Source organism: Methylobacterium sp. E-041 (assembly GCF_022829665.1).
In the GTDB taxonomy this organism is placed as follows: Bacteria; Pseudomonadota; Alphaproteobacteria; order Rhizobiales; family Beijerinckiaceae; genus Methylobacterium.
Genome location: NZ_JAKSYQ010000299.1, coordinates 79,462 through 98,493 on the forward strand (window position 1 = coordinate 79,462; position 19,032 = coordinate 98,493).

The window sequence follows — 19,032 nt, forward strand, 5'->3', positions numbered from 1 at the left end:
GCCTTCGTTCGTGCCGACGATCCTTCCGAACGCCGCTACCGCGGCAGGCGGTGAAGGGCCTTGAGGAACACGTCCACGTCCGCGCGGGTGTTGTAAAAGGCGAGCGAGGCGCGGATCGACTGGTCGACGCCGAAGCGGCGCAGGGCCGGCAGGGCGCAATGGTGCCCGGAGCGCACGGCGACGCCGTGGCGGTCGAGGTGGTGGGCCACCGCCTCGTTCGTCTGTCCCTCGATCACGAAGGACATCACGCTCGCCTTCTCGCGGGCGGTGCCGATCAGGCGCAGGCCCCTGATGTCGGCGAGGCCGGCCTGCGCATAGTCCAGCAGGTCGTGCTCGTAGGCCGCGATCGCCGGCAGGCCGACGCTCTCGAGATAGTCGAGCGCCGCGCCGAGGCCCACGGCGCCGGCGATGTCCGGCGTGCCCGCCTCGAACTTTTCCGGCGCGCCCTTGTAGACGGTCTTCGTGAAGGTGACGTCCTCGATCATGTGGCCGCCGCCCTGCCACGGCGGCATCGCCGCGAGGAGGTGCGTCTTGCCGTAGAGCGCGCCGATGCCGGTCGGCCCGAAGACCTTGTGGCCCGAGAACACCACGAAGTCGGCGTCGAGCGACTGCACGTCGATCGGGATGTGCGGGGTCGACTGGGCCGCATCGACCAGCACCGGCACGCCGTAGGCGTGGGCGAGGGCGATGATCTCGCGGACCGGGTTCACCGTGCCGAGCGCGTTGGCGACATGGGTCACCGAGACGATCTTGGTCCGGCCCGACAGCAGGGCGGCGTACTGCTCGAAAATGATCTCGCCGCGATCGTTGACCGGGATCACCCGCAGGGTCGCGCCGGTGGCCTGGCTGAGCAGCTGCCAGGGCACGATGTTGGCGTGGTGCTCGATCGTCGAGACGATGATCTCGTCGCCCGGGCCGATATTGGCCCGGCCGTACGAGTTCGCGACGAGGTTGATCGCCTCCGTCGTGCCGCGCAGGAAGACGATGTCGTCCTTCGAGGGCGCGTTGAGGAAGCGGCGCACCTTCTCGCGGCCGCCCTCGAACAGGTCGGTGGAGCGCGCGGCCAGCGTGTGCGCGGCCCGGTGGATGTTCGAGTTGTGGCGGGCGTAGAACTCGGAGGTCGCGTCGATGACCGATTGCGGCTTGTGCGTGGTCGCCGCGTTGTCGAGCCAGACCAGGGGGTGCCCGTTCACGCTCTGGTGCAAGGCCGGGAAGTCCTTGCGGATGTGCTCGACGTCGAAGGGCGCGCCCGCCGGGCTCGACCGGGTCGAGGTCGCGCGCGGGGCCGGCCCGTCGTGGCGCGCGGGCTCGACGCGGGGCGTGGCGTGCGGCCTCGACGCGCGCGAGCCCCCGGTCAGGAAGTAGTAGTCGCCCGACGAGAACGGCTCGTCGGGGCCGGGCTCGACCGTGCGCACGGGATCGCCCGAGAGCCGGCCGGTGCGCCGGAAGTTCTCCTGGGCGACGTCGACCCCGCGCTTCGACGGGTCCGCCGGAACGAGGGACGGCGCGATCGCGTGGGCGAAGGCGTTGGCCCGCGGATGATCCTTCGCGACGGTCCGGTGCAGGTCGCCGCCGCCGGGGAGGAAGGCGGCGACGTCGGCCACGCTCGGCACGAAGAATTCCGGCAGGCCGTGCCGCGTGGACGGAACGCCGCGCTGCGCCGCGCGCGGGTCGGCGAGCGGGTGGACCGAGGGGATCGTCGTGACGTCGAGGAGGCCGGCGCTCGTCGGCGCGGGCGTCCCGCCGAACGGGTTGGCGGCCGACGGCCCGGTCAGGTAGGGAAGCCCGACGCTCGGGCCGCCGACGTTGCGCGCGCCGAGGGCGGCGGCGTCGGGCTGGACGCCCGACGAGGGGCCCGACGGCACCGAGGGGGTGCCGATCGCGGCACCCGGGAGCGACGGCTGCCCGGGGGCCTGGGGAAGGGTCTCCAGGCCTTGGGGACGCTGCGGCGACGCCGGTACGGCGGGGGCGAGCGGGGCGGAGGCCGCGTTGCCCTGGCCGTAGATCTCGCGGGCGAGGCGCCCGACGAGATCGGCATGGGCGAGGGAGCCGGCGGCATCGCCCGTCGCGCCCGTGGGGATGCCGATGGCGGAGATGCCCAAGACGCCGGCCTCAGGCGTAGTCATGGTAGTTGCCGAGCAGCACGTTATCGAGGCGGGCGATCGCGTCCTCGACCAGCACCGCGGCCGAGAAGTAGCGGGTGACGAGGTGCGAGGCGATCGAGTGGTCGTTGGTGCCCATGTAGCGCACCGACAGGCCCGGCTCGATCTCGCCGGTGACGCCCGACTTCTGCAGGCCGACGACGCCCTGCTCGCTCTCGCCGACGCGCAAGAGCAGGATCGAGGTGGTCTGGGCGCCGGTCGCCGGGTCGGTGTCGATCGGCAGCTTGTCGCTCGGCACCAGCGGCACGCCGCGCCAGGTCAGGAAGGGCGCGCCGAACAGGTGCACCACGACCGGCGGCACGCCGCGGCGGGTGGCCTCGCGGCCGAAGGCGGCGATGGCGCGGGGATGCGCCACGAAGGAGGCGGGCTTCTTCCAGACCAGGGTCAGAAGCTCGTCGAGATCGTCGGGCGTCGGCGGGCCGGAGCGCGTCGGGATGCGCTGGCGGCCGCCGACCTCGTTGAGCAGGCCGAACTCGGAGTTGTTGAGCAGCTCCCACTCCTCGCGCTCCTTCACGGCATCCACCGTCAGGCGGATCTGCTCGCGGAGCTGATCGATCTCGTTCGAGTAGAGATCGGTGACGCGGGTGTGGGTGTTGAGGATCGTCTGGATCGTCGAAAGGTGATACTCGCGCGGATCGATCTCGTAGTCGACGAAGGTCGTCGGCAGGCGCGGGGCGCCGGTGTGGACGGCCAGTAGCTCGATGCCCTGCTCGCCGTGGCTGTTGGTGTGCCCCTTCAGGCGGTCGCGCTCCTCGACGTACTGCGCGATGCGGTTCTTGACCGCGTCGTCGTCGAGGGCCGCGCGGTCGAGGGTGAGCAGGGTCACCGCCGAGAGCGCCTTGACGGCGGGCGCGGGCTGGCTGCCGCCGACCAGGGTCTCGTCGCCGAAGAAGTCGCCGCGGGTGGCGAGACCCGAGCGCAGCCGGTTCTTGTAGGGGCCGGACAGCGAGAGCTCGACGGTGCCGTCGGCGACGATCGTCAGGCTTCGGTCGCCCGCGCCGCCCTCCGAGATCGTCTCGCCGGCATTGTGCCGGCTCTCGGTGAACCGGTCCGCCAGCGCGGCCAGCTCGGCATCGCCGAGGCGGCTGAACGGCGGCACCGCGCGCAGCGAGGCGGGGCTGATCGCGCGGCCCTTGCCGTCCGAGGCGAGGTCGATGCGGCCGGGCTTGGCCAGCACCACGGCGCGACGGTTCACGCGGTAGACGCCGCCGTCGACGTCGACGAAGGGCAGCAGCCGCAGGAGCCAACGCGGGGTGTTGGCGAGGTTCTGGACCGACGTGACGGTCGCGGTCGATAGATTGCGTGCTGCGGATGTGCCCACGCTCTGCCCTTGTCCGCTCATCGTTCGTCGTCCCCGCTTGATTGTCGTTCGAGCCCGGGCACGTTGCTGTGCCGGCATGATGTATCGGCCGCAGCCACCCCGCATGAAGGGATGGCGCGTTCGGATGAAGCATCGAATGCTTGACGTCCACCCGCGACGACCTACGTCGCGTCTTGGAACGTTCGTGGTCTAGCCTCGGCCGCGATGCGCGGTCAATAGAACGATTTTCTCAAGTTGCGATGTCTTGCAGAAATGCCGGCTATTGAATGCTGGCATGCTGAATTACGGTGCCGTGCAGTCGTGTTTCTGGAGAATGTACTTCTCCAAATGCCTCGTCCGGCGCGATGAAGGGCAAGCTCGTCCCACCGTCCGCTCGACCGTTCCGACGCCCGCGCGGGACGAGCGACCGTTCCCGTCGCCGAGACGAGCGAGACGAGCGAGACGGCGCAGCCGCCGGCGCCTCCGATCGTGGCCGCGAGCCGGCCGCCTTCGCATCGGCCCGTGTCAGATCCCGTCCCCGAAGAACTGGTCCATGCTCTGGGCCGGCTCCTCGCTGCGCGGCAGCTTCGAAACCACGCGCGCCGGCACCCCGGCGACCGTGGTGTGGGCCGGCACGTCGTGCAGCACGACCGCGGCCGCCGCGACGCGGGCGCCCTCGCCGACGCGGATGTTGCCGAGCACCTTGGCGCCGACGCTCAGCAGCACCCCGCGCTCGATCTTGGGATGGCGGTCGCCGCTCTCCTTGCCGTTGCCGCCGAGCGTCACGGATTGCAGGATCGAGACGTCGTCGGCGATCACCGTGGTCTCGCCGATCACCACCCCGGTGGCGTGATCGATGAACACGCCGGAGCCGATGCGCGCCGCCGGGTGGATGTCGGCGCCGAACACTTCCGAGATCCGGCTCTGCACGTGCAGCGCCAGCGTCGCCCGGCCCTGGTGCCAGAGCCAGTGCGCCACCCGGTAGCCCTCCAGCGCCGCCAGGCCCTTGTAGAACAGGAACGGGTCGAGATAGCGCCGGCAGGTCGGGTCGCGCTCGCGGATGGCGACGAGGTCGCGCACCGCGTGGGCGCCGGCATGCGGGTCGGCCTCGAAGGCGGCGAGGCAAAGGTCGCGCATCGCCAGCCGCGACAGGTCGCCGTCGCCGAGACGGTGCGCGAGCCGGTAGGCGAAGGCCTGCGCGATGCTGCGCTGGTCGAGGACGGTCGCCTGGATGATGCCGGCATAGAGCGGCTCCTCCACCAGCGCCGCCTCGGCCTCGGCGCGGACCTCCGCCCAGACCGCGTCGACGCTCGTGCTGCGGCTCGTCGTCCGCAGCGGCGCCTGCGGCAGGGAGGAGCGCGCCTCGAGGATGGCTCCGAGGCTCATGCGGCGACCCGCGAGCGGATCGGCATCCTCACGCCGTCCGCTTCTCGAAGAGATCCGGCAGGTAGCGATGCAGGGTCTCGTGGCCGTCGAACTTGACGTCGAGGGTGACCCGGGCCGCCTGCGCCTCGTCGTGCGTCTCGACCACGCGACCGAGGGCGTGGCGCCAGATGCCGAGCGCTTCGGCGACGTCGAGCCGAGCGAACACGACCTGATCGCCCTCGGCGATCGCGGCGGCCGCGCCGGTGCGATGCGCCCCCGCCCGCGGCGAACGAACCGGGGTCGGCGGCGCGAGGACGTCGTTGTCCTCCCAGGCGTCGAATTCGGAGATGCTTTGCGTCGCGGAAGCTCTGTCCAGCAGCATGATTCTTCCGTTAAGTTATTGACTTGATTGAATAATTGGTGATCCTGCGGGGGATTGCAAGTCTTGTTTCCGGCGACCCCGCGCGATACGCCGGCCGCCGCACGCGAAGGAGGACCGCCCGCATGACCAGCATCGATCTGTCCGCGCTCGCCGGCGGAGCGCTGATCGGCCTCTCGGTGGCGCTGCTGCTGCTGCTGAACGGCCGCATCGCCGGCATCAGCGGCCTCGTCGCCGGCCTCGGCACCGACCGGGGCGAGCGCCGGCGGGTGGATGCCGCCTTCGTCGCCGGCTTGCTAATCGGGCCGCCGGCCTTCGCCTGGCTCTCCGGCGCGTGGCCGGAGATGCGGATCGTCGCCTCGCTGCCGGCGCTCGTCGTCGCGGGCCTGCTCGTCGGGTTCGGCACGCGGCTCGGCTCGGGCTGCACCAGCGGCCACGGCGTCGCCGGCCTTGCCCGTCTGTCGCCGCGCTCGCTCGTGGCGGTGCTCACCTTCCTGTCGGCCGGGATGGCGACGGTGGCGGCGACGCGCGCCTTCGGGGGGGCGTGGTGATCGGCCTCCGGCGCCTGCTGGCGGGGCTCGCGGCGGGCGTGATCTTCGGGGTCGGCCTGTCCGTGTCCGGCATGCTCGACCCGGTGCGGGTCCGCGGCTTCCTCGACGTCACGGGAGCCTGGGACCCGAGCCTGATGTTCGTGCTCGGCGGCGCGGTCGCCGTCTCGGCGCTCGGCTATCGCCTGTCCCGCCGGCTGCCGCGGCCGATCCTCGCCGACGCCTTCCAGATCCCGACGAACCGCCGGATCGACGCGGCCCTCGTCGGCGGGTCGGCCGTGTTCGGGATCGGCTGGGGGCTCTCCGGCTTCTGCCCCGGGCCGGCGGTCGCGGCCCTCTCGACCGGGAGGCTGCCCGTCGCCGTCTTCGTCGCGGCGATGCTGGTCGGGATGGCCGCCCACCGCTTCGCGACGGCGCCGGGATCGAGAGCCGCCGCGGGTCCGACTCGATAAGATTCCGGCGCCCGCACGCCCGCCGGACGATCGCGCCGCCAAGCCCGGACGCCGCCCGGACGGGATCCTGTGCGAAGCCGCCCCGAGGACGAAGAACGTCGCCGACGGGGCGGAGATCGACGGGGCTCTTCCCTCGAAGCCCTGCGGCCCGACGGGGATGCCGCCGCGTCGGGCGACGCGATCCAGGCGCGTGTCGCGATTCGCGACCGCGCCGACGGGTACGGCCTACCGGCCGCCCGATCGGGCGCTAGCTACCGCGGCGACCCGCCCGGCGCCGCGACCTTCGTCGGCTGCGCCGGGCGTCCCGCAGATCCGGCCGGGGAGGCGGGACGCCGCTCCGGCCCAACAGGATGCCGCCTATGGAATATTTGCACACGATGGTGCGCGTCGCCGATCTCGACACGGCGCTCGCGTTCTACGTCGACACCTTCGGATTGCAGGAGGTGCGCCGCATCGACAACGAGAAGGGCCGCTTCACGCTGGTCTTCCTCGCCGCCCCCGGCGACGCGGCCCGCGCCGAGACCACCAAGTCGCCCCTGGTGGAACTGACCTACAACTGGGACCCGGAGACCTATTCCGGCGGGCGCAACTTCGGGCACCTGGCCTATCAGGTCGACGACATCTACGCCTTCTGCGCCCGGCTGAAGGACAAGGGCGTCACCATCAACCGGCCGCCGCGCGACGGCCACATGGCCTTCGTGAAGTCGCCGGACGGCATCTCGATCGAGATCCTGCAGAAGGGCGGCGCGAAGGAGCCGCAGGAGCCGTGGGCCTCGATGGAGAACACCGGCAGCTGGTAGCCCGCTTGACCCGGGCGGCCGATCCGGCCCACATCCGCGCCGGATCAGTCGGCCGGGCGGCCGCTCCGGGCGTCAGCCCGGGGAGGAAAGTCCGGGCTCCATGGAGAGACGGTGCCGGATAACGTCCGGCGGGGGCGACCCCAGGGACAGTGCCACAGAGAGCAGACCGCCCCGGGCCGCGAGGTCGCGGGGTCAGGGTGAAAGGGTGCGGTAAGAGCGCACCGCGGACGCGGCAACGCGGACGGCACGGCAAACCCCACCGGGAGCAAGACCGAATAGGGGCGGCGCGCCTCGCCTCGCGAGAGGCAGAGACAGGCCCGCTCTCCAGGCCAGTCGCCCGGGTTGGTTGCTTGAGGCGGTCGGCAACGATCGTCCCAGAGGAATGGCCGCCACGTCCGGGTGCCTCGCGGCATCCGGGCCCTACAGAACCCGGCTTACAGGCCGGCTGATCCGCTCGTTCCCGGCCCGGCGCGTCGTCGGGAACCCCGGCTAAGCCGTTGACGGATCGTGCCGATCCTCGGGCGGCTGCGGGATCGTGGGGAATATATGCCCGCGCTGGTCGAAGCTGTGCGAAGCTTTCGCCGGCTGCCGCTTTCACGTCGTCACTACAGTCGTTGATCGCAGCCCGAACCTCGGCCGACGCGACGAAAAATTGACCGTCGGTTAACCTTGTCGAGGTCAGATCGGACGTCCGCGATGCGGGTCTTCGCTTGCGTTGACGATCGTCAGAGGCCCATGGTACCCGCCAACATCTCGTCAACGGTGACTTCCGGATCGACGGACGCGCCCCGCGCCCAAGCGGGGATCGCCCGTGTGCGGGCCTTTGGCCGCCGCATCACCGGGACCGCCCAAACCGACCGCGCCGCGACGCAGCGGCCGGGTGCAGGCAGCCATGAGCCGAACCGTTCCCCCCGTCCACGGCGGGCTGCCTCGGCCGCGCGCGGCCCGGCGAACCTCCGCAGGCGGGGTGCCCCGATGACGCGCAAGCCCCTGGAGCCGGCCGGCGGACCGCACGTTCCGGTGCTGCTCGACGAGGTGCTGGCCGCCCTCGACCTGTGCGGGGCCGGGCTTGCGGTCGACGGCACCTTCGGCGCCGGCGGCTACACCCGCGCGATGCTCGCCGCCGATCCCGACCTGCGCGTGATCGGCATCGACCGCGACCCGTCGGCGATCGCCGGCGGCGCCGGGCTCGTCGCCGCCGCGAACGGGCGGCTCACCCTGGTTCCCGGACGGTTCGGCGCCCTCGACGCCCACCTCGCTGAGCTCGGCGAGGCGCAGGCCGATCGGATCGTGCTCGATATCGGCGTGTCGTCGATGCAGATCGACCAGCCCGAGCGCGGCTTCTCGTTCCGCAACGACGGCCCGCTCGACATGCGGATGGCCGCCACCGGCCTCAGCGCCGCCGACCTCGTCAACGAGGCCGAGGAGGCGGAGCTCGCCGACATCATCTACCATTACGGCGAGGAGCGGCGCTCGCGCGCGGTGGCCCGCACCATCATCGAGGCGCGCCGGCGCGGCCGGATCGAGACCACGGCGCAGCTCGCCGACCTCGTCGCCGGCGTCGTCCGCACCGAGCCCGGCAGCGGCATCCATCCGGCGACGCGCACGTTCCAGGGCCTGCGCATCGCGGTCAACGACGAGCTCGGGGAGCTGGTCCAGGCGCTGCACGCGGCCGAGCGGATGCTCGGGCCGGGCGGGCGGCTCGCGGTGGTGACCTTCCACTCGCTCGAGGACCGCATCGTCAAGCAGTTCTTCTCCGCCCGCAGCGGCCGCGCGGTCCAGGCCTCGCGCCACATGCCGAGCGCGCTGCCCGGCGGCGAGCCCGCCGCCGCCAAGAGCTTCAAGCCGGTGACCAAGGGACCGGTGCTGCCCTCCGATTCCGAGACCGCGCGCAACCCGCGCGCGCGCTCGGCCAAGCTGCGGGCCGCCGAGCGCACGGATGCACCCGTGCCGGCGCCGCTCGCCGCGATCCAGGCGCTCGCCGCGCTTCCCGAAGCCCCGCGCGGAGGCGCACGCCGGTGATCCGCCTGCTCAACCTGCTCGCCGTCGCCGGCCTCGTCGCCTCGGCGATCTACGCCTACTCGATCAAGTACGACACGCTCTACCAGGGCGGTCAGGTCTCGAAGCTGAAGAGCGGCCTGCATGCCGAGCGGCAGGCCATCGCCGTGCTGCGCGCCGAGTGGCAGCTCCTGACCCGGCCGGACCGGCTGCAGGCGGCGGTGGAGAAGCACCTCGCCCTGGAGCCGATCGGCACCAGCCATCTCGGGCGCCTCGCCGACCTGCCGGCCCGGCCCGAGCGCGGCGACGAGATCGGCCGCCTGCTCGCGGCCACCGCGACGCCGAAGGAGAAGGGGCCGGCCTCCGAGCCCCGCACCACCGGATCGATCACCCACACCGTCGTCACGACCCGCACGCCGAACGCGGCCTCGAGGTAGTCCCCGTGTCCCAAGACGCTCACGACGCCGCACCCGAAGACGCCGCCCGCGATCCGCAGGCCGCCGACCCGCACGCGCTGCCCGACGACGCGGCCGGGCACGATCACGCCGAGCCCGAGCTTGAATCCGCGCCGCGTTCCCACGCCGTCGAGGAGCCGGTGCTCGAGACCGAGCCGCGGGTCCATCCCGGGATGCGCCTGTTCCGGGCGATGTTCCGCCTCGCGATCGAGCGCTCCTACACCCGCGTCGCGCTGGTCGGCCTCGCGTTCCTGGCGGTGTTCGGCGCGATCAGCGTGCGGCTCCTGTCGATCGCGATCTTCGGCGCGCCGCCGAGCCAGGAGCACCGGGTGGCGGCCGCCGCCACCACCGCGATCCGGCCCGACATCATCGACCGCAACGGCGAGATCCTCGCCACCGACATCCGCACCGTCTCGGTCTTCGCCGAGCCCGGCAACATCTACGACAAGGACGAGGCGGTCGAGCTGCTTACCGCCGTCCTGCCCGAGCTGAACGCCACGGAGCTGCGCGCCAAGCTCACCCAGAAGCCGGGCAAGAAGGGCGTCGGCTTCGTCTGGGTGAAGCGCGAGCTGACGCCGAAGCAGCAGGCCGAAGTCCACCGGCTCGGCATCCCCGGCATCGGCTTCCTGCCCGACCACAAGCGCGTCTACCCGAACGGGGTCGCCGCCGCCCACATCATCGGCGCGACGAACCTCGACAACATCGGCATCGCCGGGATGGAGAAGTACATCGACAACCAGGGCAACAAGGCCCTGAACGAGTTCGGCTTCGTCGCCAAGCAGACCGACCTCAAGCCGATCCAGCTCTCGGTCGACCTGCGCGCGCAGTTCGCGGTGCGCGACGAGCTGGCCAAGGGCATCGAGCACTTCAAGGCCAAGGCCGGCGCCTCGATGATCCTCGACGTCCAGACCGGCGAGGTGATCGCGCTGGTCTCGATGCCGGACTTCGACCCGAACAACCCGGTCGACGCCCTGTCCGACGACAAGATCAACCGCATGAACGTCGGCGTCTACGAGATGGGCTCGACCTTCAAGGCGATGACCCTCGCGATGGCGCTCGAATCGGGCAAGTACAACGTCAACTCGACCTTCGACACCCGCGGCGGCGTGCTGAGCTGGGGCCGCCAGAAGATCCACGAGTATCACGGCACCAACCGCGTCATCACCATGCCGGAGGTGTTCACCCACTCGTCCAACATCGGCTCGGCCAAGATGGCGCTCGGCGTCGGCGTGCCCGGCCACAAGGCGTTCCTCAAGAAGATGGGCCTGCTCGACCGGATGCGGACCGAGCTGCCCGAGTCGGCCATGCCGATCATCCCGCCGCGCTGGACCGAGATCAACACCATCACCATCGCCTTCGGCCACGGCCTCGCGGTGGCGCCGATCCAGGCGACGGCGGCGGTGGCGGCGATCGCCAACGGCGGCTTCCTGATGACGCCGACCTTCCTCAAGACCGACGTCAAGGAGGCGATGGCGAAGGCGACGCAGGTGCTGAGCCCGCAGACCAGCGAGGCGATGCGCTTCATCATGCGGCTCAACGCGACCGAAGGCTCGGCCAAGAAGGCGGCGATCCCGTACTACTTCGTCGGCGGCAAGACCGGCACCGCCGAGAAGGTGATCGGCGGGCGCTACAACAAGAACCGCCTGTTCACGACCTTCATGGCGGCCGCCCCGATGGACAAGCCGAAATACCTGTTCGTGACCATCATGGACGAGCCGCAGGGCCTGCCGGAGAGCGGCGGCTACGCCACCGCCGCCTGGAACTCCGGCGTCGTCACCGGCAAGGTGATCGAGCGCGTCGCGCCGATCCTCGGCCTGCCGCCGCAATTCGAGCCGCCGGCCAAGCCCTTCCCGCTGATGGTCAAGCTCAACGCCTACCACGCCAGCATGGTCGGCGGCCCGTGAGCGCGCCGACCCTGGGCACCCTGTTCCCGGATGCGGGAACGGGCGAAGCCGGCCGCCTGGTGGCCGGGCTGACCGCCGACAGCCGCAACGTGGTGCCGGGCGGCGTCTTCGTCGCGGTGCCGGGGACCCGGGCCGACGGGCGGCTGTTCGCGGCCAAGGCCGCGGCGGCCGGCGCCGTCGCCGTGGTCGGGGAGGGCGACCGTCCCGCCGACCTGCCGCGGGATTGCGCCTGGATCGCCGTGGCGGATGCCCGCCGGGCGCTCGCGCTCGCCGCCGCGCGCCTGTCGGGCCGCCAGCCCGAGACCATCGTCACGGTGACCGGCACCGCCGGCAAGAGCTCGGTCGCCGACTTCGTCCGCCAGATCCTGTCGCGGATCGGGCGGGAATCGGCGAGCCTCGGCACCGTCGGCATCGTCACCAACCGCGGCGCCGCCTACGGCTCGCTGACCACGCCCGATCCGGTGACCCTGCACCAGACCCTGGCGCGGCTCGCCGACGACGGCATCACCGACCTCGCGATGGAGGCCTCCTCGCACGGCATCGAGCAGCGCCGCCTCGACGGCGTGCGGCTGGCCGCCGCCGGTTTCACCAATCTCGGGCGCGACCACCTCGACTACCATGCGACGGTCGAGGACTACCTCGCCGCCAAGCTCCGCCTGTTCGCGACCCTGCTGCCGGCGGGCGCGCCCGCCATCGTCAACGCCGACGGCGCCTATGCGGACCGGGTGATCGCCGCCGCGACCGAAGCCGGCCACGCCATCCGCACAACCGGCCGCGCCGGCTCCGACATCCGCCTCCTTGATGCCCGGACCGAGGGCTTCGCGCAGGTGCTCGACCTCGACGGCCGCCACGGCCGACGCCGGATCCGGCTGCCGCTGGTCGGCGGGTTCCAGGTCGAGAACGCGCTCGTCGCCGCCGGCCTCGCGCTCGCCACGCCCGCCGGCGCCGCCGACCCCGACGGCGTGTTCGCGAGCCTGGAGCACCTCACCGGCGTGCCCGGCCGCATGGAGCGCATCGGCGAGGTCAACGGCGCGCTCTGCCTCGTCGACTACGCCCACAAGCCGGAAGCCCTGGAGGGCGTCCTCGTCGCGTTGCGCCCCTTCGCCACCGGGCGCCTCGTCGTGGTCTTCGGCTGCGGCGGCGACCGCGACCGCGGCAAGCGCCCGATCATGGGCGCCATCGCCGCGCGGCTGGCCGATACGGTGATCGTCACCGACGACAATCCCCGCTCCGAGGACCCGGCCGCGATCCGCGCCGCCATCCTCGCCGAGGCGCCGGGCGCCGGCGAGATCGGCGACCGCGCCGAGGCGATCCGCACGGCCGTGCGCGGGCTCGGGCCCGGCGACGTGCTGGTGGTGGCCGGCAAGGGTCACGAAACCGGCCAGATCGTGGGCGACCGGGTGCTGCCGTTCTCGGACCACGCAGTGCTGCGGGCGGCGATCGATGGGGATCTGCGATGAGCGCCGTTCCCGTGAAACACGACGACTGCCGCACGTCTCCCTCCCCCCTCTGCGGGGGAGGGTGGCCCGCGAAGCGGGTCGGGAGAGGGGAGCGACATCTCCGGACAACTCGCTCCCCTCTCCCGACCCTCGCTGACGCGAGGCCCACCCTCCCCCGCGAAGGGGGGAGGGAAGATGCGTTGCACCGTCGCGCTCGACCGGAGGCCGCATGAGCCCGAACGCCAAACCGCTCTGGACGGCGGCCGAACTCGCGGCCGCCACCGGGGGAACGCTCCAGGGCGAGCGCGGCGCCGTCACCGGCGCTTCGATCGACACCCGCACGCTGCAGCCGGGCGACCTGTTCTTCGCGATCCGGGGCGAGGCTCGCGACGGGCACGACTTCGTCCGCGCGGCGCTCGACAAGGGCGCGGGCGCGGCGGTGGTCGCCGCCGACCGCGCCGCGTCGTTCGACGGACCCGTCCTGGCCGTGCCGGGGGAGGGCCCCGATCCGGTCCTCGACGCGATGACGCGCCTCGGCCGCGCGGCCCGCGCCCGCACCGCGGCCCAGGTCGTGGCCGTGACCGGCTCGGTCGGCAAGACCGGCACCAAGGAGGCCCTGCGCCACGTGCTGTCGGCGCAAGGGGAGACCCACGCCTCCGTCGCCTCCTACAACAACCACTGGGGCGTGCCGCTGACGCTGGCGCGGATGCCGGCCGAGAGCCGCTTCAGCGTGTTCGAGATCGGCATGAACCACCCGCGGGAGATCGTGCCGCTCGTCGCGCAGGTCCGCCCGGAGGTGGCCCTCGTCACCACCGTCGAGCCGGTCCACATCGAGCACTTCGCCTCGCTGTCGGCGATCGCCGACGCCAAGGGCGAGATCTTCTCGGGCCTCGCGCCCGGCGGCGTCGCGGTGCTCAACCGCGACAACCCGAGCTTCGCCCGCCTCCACGCCCATGCCCTCGCCTCGTCGGCCGGGCGCATCGTCACCTTCGGCGAGCACGAGGAGGCCGACGTGCGGGCGCGCCGGATCGTGCTGCGCCCCGACCTCTCGGTGGTCGACGCGGTGGTGATGGGCCAGCCGGTGACCTACCAGCTCGGCACCCCCGGCCGGCACACCGCGATGAACTCGCTCGGCGTGATGGCGGTGATCCACAGCCTCGGCGCCGACCTCGCGCGCGCCGCCCTGTCGCTCGCGGCCCTGCGGCCGCCGGTCGGGCGCGGCGAGCGCACCGCGCTCCAGCTTCGCGACGGCGAGGCCTTCCTCGTCGACGAGAGCTACAACGCCAACCCGGCCTCCGTGCGCGCCGCGCTCTCGACGCTGGCGGCGATCGAGACCGGTCCGCGCGGGCGCCGCATCGCCGTTCTCGGCGACATGCTGGAGCTCGGGGCGGCCGCGGACGCGCACCACCGCGACCTCGCCGGCGCCGTCGCCGACCACGGCGTCGACCTCGTCTTCACCGCCGGCGCCCTGATGGGCCACCTGTTCGAGGCGCTGCCGGTCGCGCGCCGGGGCATCGCGGCCGCCGCCTCGGCCGACCTCGTCGAGCCGCTGGCCGCGATCCTGCGGCCGGGCGACGCCGTGATGGTCAAGGGCTCGAACAGTATTCGCATGGGTCGGATTGTCGAGGCGCTCAAAGCCCGCTACGCGAACCCCCCGGCGCGCCACGACGCGTCGGCCCTGTCCGCCGGGCCGTGACCGGCACCTGATCGTCCGCCGAGGCCCCGGGACCGTTCGCGTCCCGCCGGCGCCCTTTCTTCGTGTGAGCCAAGCCGCCGAGCCCCCGGATGCTGTATCTCCTGTCGGACCTGAGCGGCACGCTCTCGGCCCTCAACGTCTTCCGCTACATCACCTTCCGGACGGGAGGCGCGCTGTTCACGGCGGGCCTGTTCGTGTTCTGGTTCGGGCCGCTGATCATCTCGCTGCTGCGTCTGCGCCAGGGCAAGGGCCAGCCGATCCGCGAGGACGGGCCGCAGACCCACCTGCTGACCAAGCGCGGCACGCCGACCATGGGCGGCCTGATGATCCTGGCCGGCGCCATCGTCGCGATCCTGCTCTGGGCCAACCCGCGCAACCACTACGTCTGGATCACCCTCACGGTGACGCTGGGCTTCGGCGCGATCGGCTTCTACGACGACTACCTCAAGGTGACGAAGCAGTCGCACAAGGGCTTCTCGGGCAAGCTCCGCCTCGGGCTCGAGGCCCTGATCGCGATCACGGCCTGCTACGCGATCTCGTACTTCTCGCCGTCCACGCTGCAGAACCAGCTCGCCTTCCCGGTGTTCAAGGACGCGCTGCTGAATCTCGGCTGGTTCTACGTGCTGTTCGGCGGCTTCGTCATCGTCGGCGCGGGCAACGCGGTGAACATGACCGACGGCCTCGACGGGCTCGCCATCGTCCCCGTGATGATCGCCTGCGGCACCTTCGGCGTCATCGCCTACCTCGTTGGCAACTCCTTCACCGCGAGCTACCTCCAGGTGAACTACGTGCGCGACACCGGCGAGCTCGCGGTGGTGGCTGGCGCGGTGATCGGGGCGGGGCTCGGCTTCCTGTGGTTCAACGCGCCGCCGGCGCAGATCTTCATGGGCGACACCGGCTCGCTCGCTCTGGGCGGCCTCCTCGGCGTCGTCGCGGTGGCCACCAAGCACGAGATCGTCCTGGCGATCGTCGGCGGCCTGTTCGTCCTCGAGATCATGTCGGTGATCATCCAGGTCGCGTCGTTCAAGCTCACGGGCAAGCGCGTCTTCCGCATGGCGCCGATCCATCACCACTTCGAGCAGAAGGGCTGGAAGGAGCCGCAGGTCGTGATCCGGTTCTGGATCATCGCCGTCATCCTGGCGCTCGCCGGCCTGGCGACGCTCAAGCTGCGGTGAGCTGTGGTAGACTTTGCGCAACCGACGCTTGTTCCACCCCCGCCCTCATCCTGAGATGCGCACGCGAAGCGGGCGCCTCGAAGGAGTCCTCCAGCGACCGCCATGTGTTCTGGAGGTCGCCTTCGAGGCTCGCCGACGCGGGCACCCCAGGATGAGGGGGGAGGGGCGGGACAACCCCGATTGCCGACCTGTTCCGAGTTTCCGATGACCCCAGCCACAACCTACGCCGGCCGCGCTGTCGCTCTGTTCGGGCTCGGCGCCTCCGGCCTCGCCACCGCGCTCGCCCTGAAGGAAGGCGGCGCCCGCGTGATCGCCATGGACGACAACGCCGAGGGCGTCGCCAGGGCCGCCGCCCAGGGGATCGAGACCGCGGACCTGCGCGCGGCCGACTGGTCGGGCTTCGCGGCGCTGATCCTCTCGCCCGGCGTGCCGCTGACCCATCCGGTGCCGCACTGGACGGTCGCGCTCGCCAAGGCGGCCGGCATCGAGATCGTCGGCGACATCGAGCTGTTCTGCCGGGAGCGGCGCGCGGTCGCGCCGGGCGCGCCGTTCGTCGCGATCACCGGCACCAACGGCAAGTCGACCACCACGGCGCTGATCGCGCACATCCTGCGCGCGGCCGGGCGCGACGTGCAGATGGGCGGCAACATCGGCACCGCGATCCTGTCGCTGGCGCCCCCGGCGCCCGACCGCATCCACGTCGTCGAGCTGTCCTCGTTCCAGATCGACCTGACGCCCTCGCTCGATCCGAGCGTCGGCGTGCTCCTCAACATCACCCCCGATCACCTCGACCGCCACGGCACCTTCGCGCAATACGCCGCGATCAAGGAGCGGCTGATCCAGGGCTCGGACCGCGCGGTCGTCGGCGTCGACGACGGGCCGAGCCGCGCCATCGCGGACCGGTTCGCGGAACGGGGCGGCGACCGGCTCACCCGCATCCACGTGCCCCGCGACGCGGCGCTCACCGCCGACGCCGTCACCGTCCGCGACGGGGTGATCGCGGACCGTGATGGTGCGCCGATCGCCGACGTGTCCGCGATCCGGTCGCTGCGCGGCGCGCACAACTGGCAGAACGCGGCCGTGGCGGTCGCGGTCGCCCGCGCGCTCGAGCTCTCGCCCGACGACATCCAGGCCGGGCTCGCGAGCTTTCCCGGCCTGCCGCACCGGATGGAGGAGGTCCGGGTCCACGGCGGCGTGCTGTTCGTCAACGATTCCAAGGCGACCAACGCCGATTCCACCGAGAAGGCGCTCACCGCCTTCCGCGACATCCACTGGATCCTCGGCGGCAAGGCGAAGGACGGCGGCATCTTCCCGCTGGTCCCGTATTTCGAGCGCATCGCGCACGCCTACCTGATCGGCGCCGCCTCCGACGCCTTCGCCGCGACGCTGGAAGGCGCCGTGCCCTACACCCGCTGCGAGACCCTGGACGTCGCCGTCCGGGCGGCGGCAGAGGGCGCGGCGGCCTCGGGCGCGCCCGAGCCGGTGGTGCTGCTCTCGCCGGCCTGCGCCTCCTACGACCAGTTCCGCAGCTTCGAGCAGCGCGGCGACGTGTTTCGCGAGCTGGTGCGCGCGCTGCCCTGAACGGCCGGACGCCGGCGCCGGCGGGCGAGCCCCGCGCCGGACGTCTCCCTACCGGGCGAGCACGCGAGCCGCTTCGCGCGTCGTCGCCACCGCGACGGAGACCTCCGTCACCGAGCCCGAGATCGTGCTGATGTTGGCCGTGATCGCCGCGACGGCCTGGGCCGCGGCCTGCATGCTCTGCGACAGGTCGCGCGTGACGATGCTCTGCTCCTCGACCGCGCTCGCCGTCGCGACGACGTTCTCGCGCATGATGTCGACCGAGCCGCTGATCGAATCGAGGGCGCCGACCACCTCGCTCGACAGGCCCTGCAGGCCGTTGATCTCGGCGCCGATCTGCTCCGTCGCACGGGCGGCCTGGTTGGCGAGGTTCTTGACCTCGCTCGCGACGACCGCGAAGCCGCGTCCGGCTTCTCCGGCACGCGCCGCCTCGATGGTGGCGTTGAGCGCGAGCAGGTTGATCTGCGCGGCGATCGACTGGATCAGCCCGACGATGCCGCTCATCGACCCGGCAGCCTCCGAGAGGCGCTGGGTGAACCCGCCGGCCGCCTGGACCCGCTCGAAGGCGGCGTCGGTCGCGCCGCGCGAATATCCCATGCTCTGGGAGATCTCGGCGACGGAGGCGGCCAGTTCCTCCGCCGCCGCCGCCATCGTCGCCACGTTGCCCGACGTCGTCTCCGCGGCCGCGAATGCCGCGCCCGACCCGTCCGCCGAGCGGGTAATCGCCTGGTCGATCTCGGAGAAGTTGCGCTCGATCAGCCTGCGGAGGTTGGCCAGCAGCATGACCTGATCGGTGATGTCGGTGGCGAGCTTCACGACCTTGTAGGGGCGGTTCGAGGCGTCGAAGATCGGGTTGTAGGTCGCCTGGATCCAGACCTCGCGGCCGCCCTTCGCGATGCGCTTGTACTGCGCCGCCTGGTACTCGCCGCGCTTCAGCGCCGCCCAGAACGCCGCGTAGTCCGCGCTCTGCCCGTAGGCCGGCTCGACGAACATGCTGTGCGGGCGGCCGCGGACCTCGGAGAGGTCGTAGCCCACCACGGCGAGGAAGTTCGCGTTGGCCTCGAGGATGGTGCCGTCGAGATCGAAGGCGATCACCCCTTGCGCCTTGTCGATCGCCGCGATCTGGCCGGCCCGGTCGGCATCCTCGGCCTTCTGCCGCGTGATGTCGGTGGCGAACTTCACCACCTTGTAGGGCTTGCCGTCACGCCCGATCATCGGGTTGTAGGAGGCCTCGATCCAGATGTCGCGGCCGCCCTTCGCCATCCGCCGGAACTGGCCCGCGCTGAACGCGCCGCTGCGGAGACGATCCCAGAACGCCTTGTACTCCGCCGAGTCCCGGTACTGCGGATCGACCAGCATCGCATGCGGCTGCCCGACCAGCTCGGGCAGGCTGTAGCCCACAGCTGCGAGAAAATTCGCGTTGGCGTGGAGGATGCGGCCCGAGAGGTCGAACTCGATCACCCCCTGCACCCGGTCGAGGGCGGCAAGCTTGGCGGCGGCTTCGACAGTCTTGCGTGCAGCGAACATGGGCGGATCGTCCCGGCGCGGCATCTTCGCAATGCGATGCCGAAGTGAACACAATCCAAGATTGCGTTTTTGCTGTTAAGATTTCGTATTCGGTCGACCGTGGCGCGACCGATCGGCGAGGAGGCGCCGGGGGTTGGCGGGACGGGCGGCGGCTCCGGCGCGGTTTCGCAAGGATGCGTTTACCATTCGCGGACAGGATCGCTCTCGACCGTCGCGTGCCCCTGCGCGACCGCTCGCAAGGCCGTCGCACGCCC

Annotated in this window: 15 protein-coding genes and 1 other RNA gene; 11 read left to right on the top strand and 5 right to left on the bottom strand. The window is 71.7% G+C overall.

Features of this window, described 5'->3' with window-relative positions:
• Positions 1–35 precede the first annotated feature (35 nt).
• The 4 genes from MKK70_RS28435 to MKK70_RS28455 form a co-directional block, all read right to left on the bottom strand.
• The gene (locus tag MKK70_RS28435; protein WP_243951361.1) at positions 36–2,126 is read right to left on the bottom strand and encodes a family 2A encapsulin nanocompartment cargo protein cysteine desulfurase; all 2,091 of its coding nucleotides are present in this window, start codon (positions 2,124–2,126) and stop codon (positions 36–38) included.
• Positions 2,113–3,504, bottom strand: coding sequence for a family 2B encapsulin nanocompartment shell protein (locus MKK70_RS30770; protein ID WP_279603838.1), 1,392 nt, complete (start codon positions 3,502–3,504; stop codon positions 2,113–2,115). The genes MKK70_RS28435 and MKK70_RS30770 overlap by 14 nt, the downstream gene beginning before the upstream one ends.
• A 483-nt stretch (positions 3,505–3,987) precedes the next feature.
• Positions 3,988–4,848 carry a serine O-acetyltransferase gene (gene cysE, locus MKK70_RS28450; RefSeq protein WP_187274774.1) on the bottom strand — a complete coding sequence of 287 codons (861 nt, stop codon included), beginning with the start codon at positions 4,846–4,848 and terminating at the stop codon, positions 3,988–3,990.
• A 28-nt stretch (positions 4,849–4,876) separates the two neighbouring features.
• A complete protein-coding gene (locus MKK70_RS28455) occupies positions 4,877–5,074 on the bottom strand; it encodes a hypothetical protein (RefSeq protein WP_147727347.1) in 198 nt (65 codons plus the stop codon).
• A 257-nt stretch (positions 5,075–5,331) separates the two neighbouring features.
• On the opposite strand from MKK70_RS28455, the gene MKK70_RS28460 reads away from it, so the two are divergent.
• The 11 genes from MKK70_RS28460 (at position 5,332) to murD (ending at position 17,254) form a co-directional block, all read left to right on the top strand.
• Positions 5,332–5,757 (top strand): YeeE/YedE family protein, encoded by a 426-nt coding sequence (locus MKK70_RS28460; RefSeq protein ID WP_243951363.1) that lies wholly within the window; start codon positions 5,332–5,334, stop codon positions 5,755–5,757.
• The gene (locus MKK70_RS28465) at positions 5,754–6,206 is read left to right on the top strand and encodes a DUF6691 family protein (protein WP_409568337.1); all 453 of its coding nucleotides are present in this window, start codon (positions 5,754–5,756) and stop codon (positions 6,204–6,206) included. The genes MKK70_RS28460 and MKK70_RS28465 overlap by 4 nt, the downstream gene beginning before the upstream one ends.
• Before the next feature lie 359 nt (positions 6,207–6,565).
• The gene (locus tag MKK70_RS28470; protein ID WP_147727343.1) at positions 6,566–7,006 is read left to right on the top strand and encodes a VOC family protein; all 441 of its coding nucleotides are present in this window, start codon (positions 6,566–6,568) and stop codon (positions 7,004–7,006) included.
• Between the two features lie 44 nt (positions 7,007–7,050).
• An RNA gene (gene rnpB / locus MKK70_RS28475) (RNase P RNA component class A) lies at positions 7,051–7,459 on the top strand.
• Between the two features lie 522 nt (positions 7,460–7,981).
• Positions 7,982–9,028, top strand: a complete 1,047-nt coding sequence (gene rsmH / locus MKK70_RS28480) for a 16S rRNA (cytosine(1402)-N(4))-methyltransferase RsmH (RefSeq protein ID WP_147843480.1) — start codon at positions 7,982–7,984, stop codon at positions 9,026–9,028.
• Positions 9,025–9,441, top strand: a complete 417-nt coding sequence (locus tag MKK70_RS28485; RefSeq protein ID WP_243951365.1) for a hypothetical protein — start codon at positions 9,025–9,027, stop codon at positions 9,439–9,441. Before rsmH ends, MKK70_RS28485 begins: the two co-directional genes overlap by 4 nt.
• A gap of 5 nt (positions 9,442–9,446) precedes the next feature.
• Complete coding sequence (locus MKK70_RS28490; protein ID WP_409566064.1) at positions 9,447–11,363, top strand: peptidoglycan D,D-transpeptidase FtsI family protein; 1,917 nt, start codon at positions 9,447–9,449, stop codon at positions 11,361–11,363.
• Positions 11,360–12,823 carry a UDP-N-acetylmuramoyl-L-alanyl-D-glutamate--2,6-diaminopimelate ligase gene (locus MKK70_RS28495; protein ID WP_243935752.1) on the top strand — a complete coding sequence of 488 codons (1,464 nt, stop codon included), beginning with the start codon at positions 11,360–11,362 and terminating at the stop codon, positions 12,821–12,823. The genes MKK70_RS28490 and MKK70_RS28495 overlap by 4 nt, the downstream gene beginning before the upstream one ends.
• 208 nt (positions 12,824–13,031) lie before the next feature.
• Complete coding sequence (locus tag MKK70_RS28500) at positions 13,032–14,498, top strand: UDP-N-acetylmuramoylalanyl-D-glutamyl-2,6-diaminopimelate--D-alanyl-D-alanine ligase (protein ID WP_147844245.1); 1,467 nt, start codon at positions 13,032–13,034, stop codon at positions 14,496–14,498.
• Between the two features lie 89 nt (positions 14,499–14,587).
• Complete coding sequence (gene mraY, locus MKK70_RS28505) at positions 14,588–15,673, top strand: phospho-N-acetylmuramoyl-pentapeptide-transferase (protein WP_147729392.1); 1,086 nt, start codon at positions 14,588–14,590, stop codon at positions 15,671–15,673.
• Between the two features lie 204 nt (positions 15,674–15,877).
• Complete coding sequence (gene murD / locus MKK70_RS28510; protein WP_147844244.1) at positions 15,878–17,254, top strand: UDP-N-acetylmuramoyl-L-alanine--D-glutamate ligase; 1,377 nt, start codon at positions 15,878–15,880, stop codon at positions 17,252–17,254.
• Positions 17,255–17,302: 48 nt separating this feature from the next.
• On the opposite strand, the gene MKK70_RS28515 is transcribed toward murD, so the two are convergent.
• A complete protein-coding gene (locus MKK70_RS28515; protein ID WP_243951366.1) occupies positions 17,303–18,778 on the bottom strand; it encodes a PAS domain S-box protein in 1,476 nt (491 codons plus the stop codon).
• Positions 18,779–19,032: the final 254 nt, after the last annotated feature.